The organism is Chloroflexus sp., from assembly GCF_034432675.1.
In the GTDB taxonomy this organism is placed as follows: Bacteria; Chloroflexota; Chloroflexia; order Chloroflexales; family Chloroflexaceae; genus Chloroflexus.
Window position 1 is genome coordinate 18,258 of record NZ_DAOUBI010000081.1, and the last position, 10,979, is coordinate 29,236.

Genomic DNA, 10,979 nt, shown 5'->3' on the forward strand with positions numbered 1-10,979 from the left:
GGAGAACCTTCATGTACGACATCTTGCAGGGATTCATTAACGGTACCTTTGGCTGGGGATGGCCCGATTGGTTGCTCAACCTGATCGGCCACATCATTATTGTGACGATTGTGCTGATTGTTGCCCCGTTACAGATGCTCTTCTTCACCTACTATGAGCGGCGGGTGATTGCCCGCATGCAAGATCGGATCGGCCCCAACCGGGTTGGTCCAGAGGGCATCTGGCAGCCAATAGCTGATGGCGTCAAGATGTTCACCAAAGAAGACATAGTACCGGCGGCGGCTGACCGGATCGTCCATTTTCTTGCCCCGTGTGTTGTTGTTGCGCCGACAGTCCTGATGTTTGCGGTTGTACCCTGGGGGCCGGGTATGACACCGATTGATTTACCGACTGGTCTGCTCTTTTTCTTTGCTGTATCGTCAATCAGTGCGGTTGGATTGATGATGGCCGGTTGGGCCAGTAACAACAAGTTTTCGTTGCTGGGAGCGATGCGGGCAGTGGCCCAGATGGTCTCATACGAAATTCCGGCCGTCCTCTCGCTGATCGCCATCGTGATCATTGTCGGCTCACTCTCGATCAACGACATCATCAATTATCAGTCTGGCCTGCTGATCAGCAATCGTGATCTGCCCGGTATTCCCGACCTTGGTCTGGGCTGGTTTATCTTCACCCCGGTCGGTTTTGTCGCGTTTGTCGCCTTCTTCATCGCCGCGCTAGCCGAAGGCGAACGTACTCCGTTCGACATTCCTGAAGCCGACTCAGAGATTGTTGCCGGCTATATGACTGAGTATAGCGGTATGAAATTCGGTCTGTTCTACCTAGCGCAATACGTGTTGAACTTCCTGCTCTGTGCTATTACGGCTATCATCTTTCTGGGTGGCTGGAAGGGGCCGGGTGTGAACTGGCTCTACGCGCAGGCAATCACACCAACCAATCCTAATGGTAATGGCTTATTTAATGTACTAGCCGGTATGCTGGGCGTCTTCTACTTCCTGCTCAAGACCTACATCTTTTTCTTCGTGATGGTCTGGCTCCGTGGCGCCTTACCAAGGTTGCGGATCGACCAATTGATGGATTTTGGTTGGAAGTTTCTCATTCCATTAACACTGGTCAATCTGTTCAGTGCCGCGTTGTGGGTTGCCTTCACACGCTGGGGACCGGCAGAGGGGATGTTGCTGACAATGGGCTGGTCACCGGTGCTGCGCTGGCTAGCGGCCTTTGTGATAACCCTTGCCATTAATCTGGGGGCCTACCTCTGGCTGACACGGGTCTACGCTGCATCGCAGGCCGAACGACGACGGGCAGAGCTAGAGGAATTGAGCGCCACGCTGTAAAAACAGCGAATCCGGCAATGAAAATAGTGAAGTGCTGGAGTAGGAAAGCGTGATGGAAATCGTTGTCCAAATTGTATTCGGGGTGATAGCCCTCTTTATTCTGGTTTCGGCAGCGATGGTCGTCTCGGTGCGGAATGTGATCCACGCCGCACTGTGGTTAATTGCCTGTTTTTTTGGCGTTGGCGCACTCTACATGCTGCTCGAAGCCGAATTTCTGGCCGTGGTACAGGTCTTGATCTACGTCGGCGCCGTATCGGTGCTGATCCTGTTTGCGATTATGCTCACCCACCAGATTACTGGTGAAGGGATTCGCCAGCTCACGACACGCTGGCCGGTTGTGCTGGCGATTGCGGTCCTGCTTTTTGCCACCGTGATGGCACCCACCCTGATCAACCAGCAGTGGAATGTGCCGCCGGCACCGCCAATCGGTACCCAAGAACCGATTGCCGGTCCGGCTGAGCTAGGGCGCGGTTTTGTGAATGAGTTTTTACTCCAGTTCCAAGTGGTTGGTGTCCTGTTGACCGTGGCCCTGATCGGGGCGATTGTCATTGCCTATGAAGAACGGGCACGGCGGCGTAAGGTGCTGACCCTGGCCGAAGAGCTGGAATTGAAGCGTTTGCGCGAGCAAGCATCACCACCATCGGCAGAGCCGGTTGAAGAAGAGCCGGTCGTGCAGACAATCCAACCGACCAGTGAGAGGTAATCATGCTAAATGCAGTTCCATTACCGGCAGTCCTGACGTTAGCCGCTGCGCTCTTTTGTATTGGCCTGTTCGGGGCACTCTCGCGCCGCAATCTGATCGGTGTCTTGATGGGTGTTGAATTGATGTTAAACGCCGTCAACATCAATCTGGTCGCATTCTGGCGCTACTTCGAGCCACGCTATATCACCGGTCAGACCTTTGCTATCTTCATCATTGCAGTCGCGGCTGCCGAGGCCGCTGTCGGCCTGGCGATGGTGATTGCTGTCTATCGCCATTATGTGACGGTTAACGCCGATGAAGTGGATCAACTGCGCGGATAAGTGACACCGGTAGCACAGGTTCTCAGGAAGTAGCAAACCGGTTCTGATACGCACAGAACATTCAGAACAGAATTGTAGTTGGGTGGCAGGCACGTACACTCGTGGTACGAGTTGAGACGACGGGAATCGTACTATGGCGTTTTTTCTGCAATATGCGTGGCTGATTCCATTGCTGCCGTTACTAGCCAGTGCGCTCATTACACTGACCCCGCTGCGTCGGGCTGCGCTGGCAAGTGCGTGGCTGGCAACCGGGCTGATGATGGGGTCAACGGTTCTGGCCCTGGGTCTTCTGGCCGCAGTCGCCGGAGGATGGGCGCTGCACGACGGACAACTGGTGCAACTTGCCGGCCATCACGGCGAACACGGTGCCTTCACCTTTCCCGAACCGAATGTCGTGCAGCGGTTCGTGTGGGCGCCAACCGGTGATACCGCATTACAGATGGGTATCTACATCGATGGCGCTGCTGCCGCAATGCTGGCGATGGTCACGATTGCCTCGACCTGCATTCACCTCTTTTCGATAGGCTATATGGCGTCTCACCCACGGCAGAGCCGCTTCTTCAGCTTTATCGCTCTCTTTACGGCGGCGATGTTGCTGATGAGCATGGCCGATAATCTGCTGCTCTTCTTCATGGCCTGGGAGATCATGGGTCTCTGTTCATACCTATTGATCGGCTTTCTCTACGAGCGACCCAGTGCAGCGCGGGCAGCAGTGAAGGCTTTTATCACTACCCGGATCGGGGATGTGCTGCTGCTGCTGGGTATTGTCTACCTCTACGCCCAGGCCGGTGGAATTGGGTTTGGCAATGATGAAGGTGGTATCTTCTTTTCGCCACTGCTGGAACGATTGGCAAGCGAAACCGGTGCCCTGGGCTTAAGTCACGCTGCCGGAATTGCGCTGCTCCTGTTTGGCGGTACGGTGGGGAAATCGGCCCAATTCCCGCTCCACGTTTGGTTGCCTGACGCAATGGAAGGCCCGACCCCAGTGTCCGCCCTCATTCACGCTGCAACGATGGTAGCGGCAGGTGTGTTCCTGGTGGCACGAACTTTCCCGATCTTTACTGCCGATCCGACGGCACTGGGCGTGGTGGCCTTTATTGGTGCCTTTACTGCTCTGTTTGCCGCCACCATCGCTATTGCCCAGTTCGACATCAAGCGCATTCTGGCCTACAGCACGCTCTCGCAACTCGGCTTTATGGTGGCCGCACTCGGTGTAGGGGGATGGGTAGCGGCGATGTTCCATCTAATCACCCACGCCTTCTTCAAAGCGCTGCTCTTCCTCGGTTCAGGTTCGATCATTCACGCCATGGAACAACAGCCTGCGATCCGGCAGATTCACCATCACGACGAGTATGCTGCTCAGCAGACTGCCCAGGACATTCGCAATATGGGTGGCCTGCGCACGCGCCTGCCCTGGACGTTCTGGACATATACAGCCGGTTATCTGGCGCTGGCGGGGATCGTGCCGTTCGCCGGCTTTTGGAGCAAGGATGAGATTCTGCTCGATGCGTTCAAGCACAATCTGGCCGTGTACCTGACGCTCAGCGCGGCTGCATTTCTGACTGCGGTGTATATGACTCGCCAGTGGTGGCTGGTCTTTTTCGGGGAGTACCGTGGTGCGCAGCCGGTAGTGTTCGTTAATCCCGATGCACCGGCATCGGCATCTGACCACGATCATCACCACGACGACCATCAGCATGCCCACGACCACGGTGAGCACTGGCATGAAGACCCACGAATGATCGCGCCGCTGGTGATACTGGCAAGTTTTGCCCTGACCGCCGGCGCACTCAATCTACCGTTCGATCTCCCCTTCGGTCACTGGCTGGCCGATGTGTGGGGGCAAGAGGCAGCGAAGCTCGATCCGCTGGTGGCCGGTCTCTCACTGCTGATTGCCATAGCCGGGATCGCCGCCGGCTGGTTGGGCTATCGGCACGCCTTTGCCTCTGCCGATGACACCGATCCGCTGGCAGCTCGCTTCCCGGCGTTATTTGCAGTTCTCCATGCCAAATACCGCATCGACGAATTGTATGCCGCAACCTTCGGCAGACTGACCCGTAGCCTGGCCGTGGCCTGGTCGTTGATTGACCGCCAGCTCATTGATCGCCTGGTTGACGGTATGGGTCGCTTTACCTTCGGTTTGGGCAAAGTAAACTTCATCATCGATGACACGCTGTTGAACGATGGGCCAGACGGTTTGGCGAGTGGCACCCAGGGCAGTGGCCGACAGGCGCACCGTTTACAAACCGGCAAGGCACAGGATTATCTGATCTACGTCTTTGGTGGCTTGCTCGCACTGGCGATGTTCTGGCTGTATGTAGTTGGACGGTAGCGTATGAATCTGCCAGAGTATCTTATTCCTGCTGCTGATGGTATTCCGTGGCTCACCCTGTTGGTGCTGGCGCCATTGGCCGGTATTGCGCTCATCGGGTTGGCGTGGCTGCTCAAGTTCAATGAGCAGACGGTGAAAGCTGGGGTGCTGGCCTGGACAGGTGTGCCGTTGTTGCTGGCCGGCATGGTCTGGGCACGTTTCGATCCGCTGGCTGTGGCGAGCGGGCAGGGTGCAGTGCAATTGGTTGAGCGTGTCCCCTGGATTCAGGCAATTCGGGTTGATTACTTTCTCGGCGTGGATGGGCTGAGCCTGCCGCTCGTGATCCTGACGGCAGTTATGACGCCGTTGGCCGTGATTGCCAGTTGGGGTGTACGTGAACGGCTGCATGCGCACCTGGCGTTGCTGCTCTTACTTGAAGCGGCAATGCTCGGTTATTTTGTCGCACTCGATTTCTTCTTCTTCTTCATCTTCTGGGAATTCAGCCTCGTACCGGCCTTCTTCCTGATCCAGGGCTGGGGGCGCGAACAACGCCGCTATGCCGCTTTCAAGTTTTTTGTCTACACGATGGCCGGCTCGTTGGGCATGCTCCTGCTCTTCCAGGTGATCTATCTGGCGATGCGCCAGATCGGCATGCCTACGTTCGATCTGATTGCCCTGGGACGGCTGGGGCAGGGATTGCCGGTAGCCGGTGTCGAAGGCACCTTGCGCGATATTCTCTTTGCCTATCTTGAGCAGATCGGTGTAACCAATGCCCTCGGGCGCTATCCCTTGCTCTACAGCAGTATTGCAATGTGGGCGATTTTCATAGCGTTCGCGATCAAACTGGCGGTCTGGCCGTTCCATACCTGGCTCCCCGACGCCTACGCCGAAGGGCCAACTGCGGCGAGTATCCTGCTCTCGGCAGTGATGAGCAAGATGGGGGCGTATGGTATGCTCCGTCTCCTGCTGCCCTTCACGCCCAACGCCGCTCAATACTTCGCTCCGGTGCTGGCTGCACTGGCCGTCGTTGGCGTCGTTGCCGGTGCATTTGGCGCCCTTGGTCAGGTCAATGGTGACATCAAGCGCCTGATTGGGTATACCTCGATCAACCACATGGGCTATGTAATGCTGGCAATTGCCGGTGCAGCGGCGGCAGGCGAAGCCGGGATCGATGCGCGGGCCAGTGCAATTAACGGTGCCCTGGTGCAAATGGTTGCCCATGGCCTTAGCACAGGGGCGCTCTTCTACCTGGCCGGGGTGTTGTATGAGCGCACCGGGCGTTGGGAACTCAGTGGTTTAGGTGGACTGCGCACCGGTGCGCCAACGTTTGCCGGCGTGATGGGCATTGCGCTCTTCGCGAATCTGGGTTTGCCTGGACTGGCCGGCTTTGTGGGTGAATTCTTCATCTTCCGTGGAGCGTGGGCAACGTTACCCTTCTTTACGGCGCTGGCCGTGATCGGGCTGGTAGTGACTGCGCTGGCGCTGTTGCTCATGTTCCAGCGCATTTTTCTGGGGCCGGCAACCGGCACACCGCGTTCTATTCCCGATCTACGTCCACAAGAATTCTGGGCCATCGTGCCGATTCTGGTGCTGTCGTTGCTGATTGGTGTCTATCCCGGCCCGCTGATTGGCCTGGGCAATGCCGCTGCCGGACAACTGGTCGCTATTTTTGTTCGTGCCCTGAGTTAGACGCGAAGATTGTCATCTGCGGATGAATTGCACAAAGGTGACCGCATGGGGTTGATAACGCTTTCCGCCGACATACCCTGGTTGAGCCTGATCTGGCTCAGTATGCTGGTGCCGGCCATCATTATTGCTTTTATTCCTGATCGTTACCCCGATCTGATGCGTTGGGTCGGGACAGGGTTTGCGCTCATCTCGCTTATCCTGTCGCTCCTGGTCTTTCTGGCTTACGATCCGGTGCGGGGTGGTTTTCAGTTTGTCGAGTATCTCGACTGGATACCGCAGCTTGGGATCAGTTATCTGTTGGGAGCGGACGGCATCAACCTGCCGATGCTACTCCTCAACGGTATCGTGATCTTCACCGGCGCCCTGATGAGCTGGAATATTGAAGAGCGCACCAAAGAATATTGGGTCTGGTTGTTACTGCTGACGACCGGCGTCTATGGAGTGTTTAGTGCGCTCGACCTCTTCCTCTTCTTCGTGTTCTACGAGCTGGCAGTGCTGCCGATGTACCTGCTGATCGGCATCTGGGGGAGCACGCGCAAAGAGTACGGGGCGATGAAGCTGACCCTGTTCCTGATGGCGGGCAGTGCGCTGGTGATTATCGGCATGATCGGTCTCTATTTCGGCAGTGGCCTGCGCACCTTCAATATGCTGGTACTGGCCGAACAAGGCTTCATTGCCGGCGATCTGCAACGCCTGCTCTTCCCCGCGCTCTTCGTTGGCTTCGGAGTACTGGCCGGCATGTTCCCCTTTCACACCTGGAGCCCAACCGGACACGTGGCGGCACCGACGGCAGTCAGTATGTTGCACGCCGGTGTACTGATGAAACTGGGCGCTTACGGATGTTTGCGGGCAGCCATGTGGTTGATGCCAATTGGTGCACGCGATTGGCTGCCAATCGTCGTGATCCTGACCATCCTCAATGTGGTGTACGGTGCCAGTATTGCGATGGTTCAGCGCGACGCGAAGTTTATCATCGGCTATTCATCGGTGAGCCACATGGGTCTGGTTGTGATGGGGTTGGCTGCCGGCACACAGATAGCAGTGATGGGCGCAGTCTTACAAATGTTTGCGCACGGCATTATGACGGCGCTCTTCTTTGCCGTGGTCGGGCGCATGATCTACGACCGAACCCATACTCGGCAGTTGCCTGAATTAGGTGGCCTGGGCCGGGTGATGCCCTTTGCGGCTGCGATGTTCATTCTGGGTGGTCTCTCGTCAATGGGCATGCCGGGACTGGCCGGCTTTTGGGCCGAGTTCAATATCTTCATCGGTGTCTGGGAACGCTACCCGCTGGTCGCGGTGATTGCGGCGTTGAGCATCCCGATCACCGGTGCCTATATTCTGCGGGCAGTCTGGGCCGTGTTCTACGACGAAGTCAAGAACCCCGAATTCTTGCATCTCCCCAAACTCACCTGGCAAGAGTACAGCGGGGCACTGATCCTGGCACTGGTGCTGGTAGGGTTGGGCCTGTATCCGGCGTGGATGACAGAGTTGATTGATACCGGCGTGCGACCTTTAGTAGCGCGTCTCGGTGAAGTGATGGTGGCGATGCGCTGATTGGGAGAGACGAAGAGGGTCGTATGTTTCAACTGACCGACATCCCGCGCCTGTTACCTGAAATTTTGCTACTGGTGCTGGCGCTGCTGGTACTGGGATCGGATATTCTGGAGCGGTGGGGCCGCACGCCGGAGGCACAACTTGAGCGTGTAAAATCATCGGCCTCGCTGACTGCCATTGGATTGGGGATGGTACTGGTAGTGGCGCTGCTGCAAAGCGGCTACCTGTATCAGTTGCCTGAAACAGCTCCGGTCAACTTCTTTACCAACATCATTCGCAACTTGCAGAGTGGCGGGCCGGGTGGTGATCCGATTATCGGCGTCTTTGCCACCGATCATCTCACGATGATTGCCCGTTTGCTGATCATCGGTGCCGCCCTGGTCACCAGTTTGCTCTGCCTCGACATTCGGCCAAACGCCCATCCGGGAGAGTTTTACGCGCTGATCATCTTTACCACCCTTGGTATGTGTCTGATGGTCGGTGCCAATGAGCTGTTACTGGCGTATCTGGCGATTGAACTCACCTCAATCCCGCTCTACCTGTTGGCCGGTTACTTCCGCAACGATTCCCGTTCGGCAGAAGCGGGGCTGAAATACTTTCTCTTCGGTGCAATCTCGTCGGCAATCCTGCTGTACGGCATGAGTCTGGCCTTTGGCGCCGCGCTCAATGGGGTAGGTGGAGCAACCAACTTCAACGACCTCACCCGCTTTGATCGGATTGGTGCGTTTACCGGATCGAGCGGCGGTCTGCTCACTCTGGCGATGCTCTTCATCGTGGCCGGCATGGGCTACAAGCTGGCAGTAGTTCCGTTCCACGGCTGGTCGCCTGATGTGTATGAAGGATCACCGACACCCATCACCGCTTTCATTTCAACCGCCTCGAAGGCCGCCGGTTTCATCCTGCTCTTCCGGTTACTCACAGAGACATTCCCGGCGATGGCAGGCGCACCAACCCTAAACGATGAGGCCGGGGGGTGGACAGCCGTGCTGGCGGTGCTGGCCCTGCTGACGGTTGTGATCGGAAACCTAGCCGCTCTCCCGCAGACAAATGTCAAGCGCCTGCTGGCCTATTCGAGCATCGCGCACGCCGGATTTGTGCTGTTAGGCTTGCTGGCTTGGGCCGCTGCGCAACCGTCTGACCGTGAACAGGGACTGGTTGCACTGCTGTACTACCTGATCATCTATAGCCTGACCAATCTGGGAGCGTTCGGTGCGCTGGCGTTGATTGGGCAGCAGACCGGTGGCAATGATCTCGATCATCTGCGCGGACTCGCGCGCCGCAACTTACCGCTGGCCCTCCTCTTCACCGTCTGCATTCTCTCGTTGGCCGGGATTCCACCGTTAGGCGGCTTTTTCGCCAAGTTTTACATCTTCATGGCCGGCTGGCAGAGCGGTGCGACCTGGCTGGTCGTGATTGCGGTCGTGATGACAATTGTAAGCCTCTACTACTACCTCCGGCTGCTGAAAGCAATGTTTATCGAGCCGGCACGTGATGAGGCTCCGGTGTCTATACCACGCGGGATTGGGGCCGCACTGACGATTGCGGTAATCGGCGTCCTGGTGTTGGGTATCTTTCCCAATCTGATTTTGAGCGTGCTGGAGCGGGTGTAGGTTTGGTGATGGGGTGATGCCGGTTTGGCTATCCATTCCCATACTGAACCGCTGCCGCTGCGCCGTCGCTAGCCTGCATGGTGGTCGCCATAGGGTGAGAGTGTTGAATCCGCGCATCCGCATCAGATGCGGTGCCAGGGTATAGTAGGGGTGGGTTCTAAACCCGACTCGCCAGATATTAACGTAGATCACGTCTTGTGCTTAGAAAAGAAGGATAGATCGTAGGGGTGGGTTCTAAACCCGCCCCGCCAGATATTAACGTAGATCACGTCTTGTGCTTAGAAAAGAAGGACAGATCGTAGGGGTGGGTTCTAAACCCGCCTACAGTAGGGGCGGGTTCTGAACCCGCCCCTACTGACTACTCGCCCGACGACGCTTCCTCTCGTTCAAGCGGTTTGGTTGGATCGTTCCCCCACTCATTCCACGAACCATCGTAGATCGCGACCCGGCGACCACTCACCAATTCAAAAGCAATGGCTGTGGGTGTCGCCGAAACGCCGCCGTTGCAGTAGGCGACGACCTCACGATCAGTCGTGGCGTCAGGATCAATTCCGGCGGCAAGAAAGCGTTCGCGGAGTTGATCGGGCGAGAGGTAGGTTTGATGCGACCCGCTGACCAGGCTCTGATAAAAGACATTACGTGCACCGGGAATGTGGCCGCCGCGAGCGGCACGCGACTCGAAGCCTTGATACTCCCGTTCATGACGGGCATCAATCAAGAGCAGATCGCTACCCAGGGCTTGCAGCACCTGGTCGGCGGTCTTGCGCAGGTGTGGCTGGGGGCGTGGGGTAAAGATAGCCGGCGGATAGTCTGGTACCTCCGTCGTCAGCGGTCGGCCCTCGGCAACCCACTTGACCATACCACCATTCAGCACACGCACCTGCTCAAACCCGTAATAGCGTAGCACCCACATCAGACGCCCGGCAAACATCGAATACCAGTCGTCGTAGGCAACCACTACACAATCGTCGCCGATACCGCGCTTTCCCAATTCTTCAGCGATTTTGGCGGGTGGTGCTACCTGCACAGGGGTTGGATCGTCAAGATCAACAATATCACGTGTCCAATCAATGTAGACAGCGCCGGGAATATGCCCGGCAGCATAGTCGTCGTGGCGGGCAAAGTAGTGCGGTTTAGGGGCAGAGGGAGGCAAAACGGCACCGCGCATGTCAACGATGCGGAGTTTGGGATGCCCAAGATGGGCGGCCAGCCAGTCGGTTTCGACGAGCGGCCCTGATGGTAATTTCAGGCTCATATGATCCCTCTTTGCATTAGCACGCTGGTGGGTTATTGTACCACAGAGGCACGGAGCGCACAGAGAATAGGACCTATTTCAAAGAACATCTACTAAAAGTAATCTCATTTGCTCTGTTGCAACCTATTGATTAAATGTGGTAACAATGACTTATGCACCCGCGAGCAAGCCGTTGTGGCAACGTTGCGCGTATCGCCTCT

8 protein-coding genes are annotated in these 10,979 nt (G+C 56.8%); 7 read left to right on the forward strand and 1 reads right to left on the reverse strand.

Features of this window, described 5'->3' with window-relative positions; all coding sequences use genetic code 11:
- Positions 1 to 11: 11 nt before the first annotated feature.
- The 7 genes from nuoH to VAE55_RS06500 all read left to right on the forward strand — a co-directional run bounded on the left by nuoH (position 12) and on the right by VAE55_RS06500 (position 9,524).
- Positions 12 to 1,334: an NADH-quinone oxidoreductase subunit NuoH gene (gene nuoH / locus VAE55_RS06470; protein WP_322814982.1), complete on the forward strand. Its 1,323-nt coding sequence runs from the start codon at positions 12 to 14 to the stop codon at positions 1,332 to 1,334.
- 52 nt (positions 1,335 to 1,386) lie between these two features.
- Positions 1,387 to 2,037, forward strand: a complete 651-nt coding sequence (locus VAE55_RS06475) for an NADH-quinone oxidoreductase subunit J (RefSeq protein WP_322814983.1) — start codon at positions 1,387 to 1,389, stop codon at positions 2,035 to 2,037.
- Between the two features lie 2 nt (positions 2,038 to 2,039).
- On the forward strand, positions 2,040 to 2,357 hold the full coding sequence (gene nuoK, locus VAE55_RS06480) for an NADH-quinone oxidoreductase subunit NuoK (protein WP_012257849.1): 318 nt from the start codon (positions 2,040 to 2,042) through the stop codon (positions 2,355 to 2,357).
- A 133-nt stretch (positions 2,358 to 2,490) separates the two neighbouring features.
- Positions 2,491 to 4,689, forward strand: coding sequence for an NADH-quinone oxidoreductase subunit L (gene nuoL, locus VAE55_RS06485; protein WP_322814984.1), 2,199 nt, complete (start codon positions 2,491 to 2,493; stop codon positions 4,687 to 4,689).
- A 3-nt stretch (positions 4,690 to 4,692) separates the two neighbouring features.
- Positions 4,693 to 6,357, forward strand: a complete 1,665-nt coding sequence (locus tag VAE55_RS06490; RefSeq protein ID WP_322814985.1) for an NADH-quinone oxidoreductase subunit M — start codon at positions 4,693 to 4,695, stop codon at positions 6,355 to 6,357.
- A 45-nt stretch (positions 6,358 to 6,402) separates the two neighbouring features.
- A complete protein-coding gene (locus VAE55_RS06495) occupies positions 6,403 to 7,914 on the forward strand; it encodes an NADH-quinone oxidoreductase subunit M (RefSeq protein ID WP_322814986.1) in 1,512 nt (503 codons plus the stop codon).
- 23 nt (positions 7,915 to 7,937) lie between these two features.
- Positions 7,938 to 9,524 (forward strand): NADH-quinone oxidoreductase subunit N, encoded by a 1,587-nt coding sequence (locus tag VAE55_RS06500; protein WP_322814987.1) that lies wholly within the window; start codon positions 7,938 to 7,940, stop codon positions 9,522 to 9,524.
- Positions 9,525 to 9,882: 358 nt separating this feature from the next.
- Here VAE55_RS06500 and VAE55_RS06505 read toward each other — a convergent pair whose 3' ends face one another.
- Positions 9,883 to 10,779, reverse strand: coding sequence for a sulfurtransferase (locus VAE55_RS06505; RefSeq protein WP_322814988.1), 897 nt, complete (start codon positions 10,777 to 10,779; stop codon positions 9,883 to 9,885).
- Between the last annotated feature and the right edge of the window lie 200 nt (positions 10,780 to 10,979).

Excerpts from the sequence above, each read along its gene's own strand:
- nuoH (WP_322814982.1), top strand. The coding sequence starts at position 12 with ATGTACGACATCTTGCAGGGATTCATTAACGGTACCTTTGGCTGGGGA.
- VAE55_RS06475 (WP_322814983.1), top strand. The coding sequence starts at position 1,387 with ATGGAAATCGTTGTCCAAATTGTATTCGGGGTGATAGCCCTCTTTATT.
- nuoK (WP_012257849.1), top strand. The coding sequence starts at position 2,040 with ATGCTAAATGCAGTTCCATTACCGGCAGTCCTGACGTTAGCCGCTGCG.
- nuoL (WP_322814984.1), top strand. The coding sequence starts at position 2,491 with ATGGCGTTTTTTCTGCAATATGCGTGGCTGATTCCATTGCTGCCGTTA.
- VAE55_RS06490 (WP_322814985.1), top strand. The coding sequence starts at position 4,693 with ATGAATCTGCCAGAGTATCTTATTCCTGCTGCTGATGGTATTCCGTGG.
- VAE55_RS06495 (WP_322814986.1), top strand. The coding sequence starts at position 6,403 with ATGGGGTTGATAACGCTTTCCGCCGACATACCCTGGTTGAGCCTGATC.
- VAE55_RS06500 (WP_322814987.1), top strand. The coding sequence starts at position 7,938 with ATGTTTCAACTGACCGACATCCCGCGCCTGTTACCTGAAATTTTGCTA.
- VAE55_RS06505 (WP_322814988.1), bottom strand. The coding sequence starts at position 10,779 with ATGAGCCTGAAATTACCATCAGGGCCGCTCGTCGAAACCGACTGGCTG.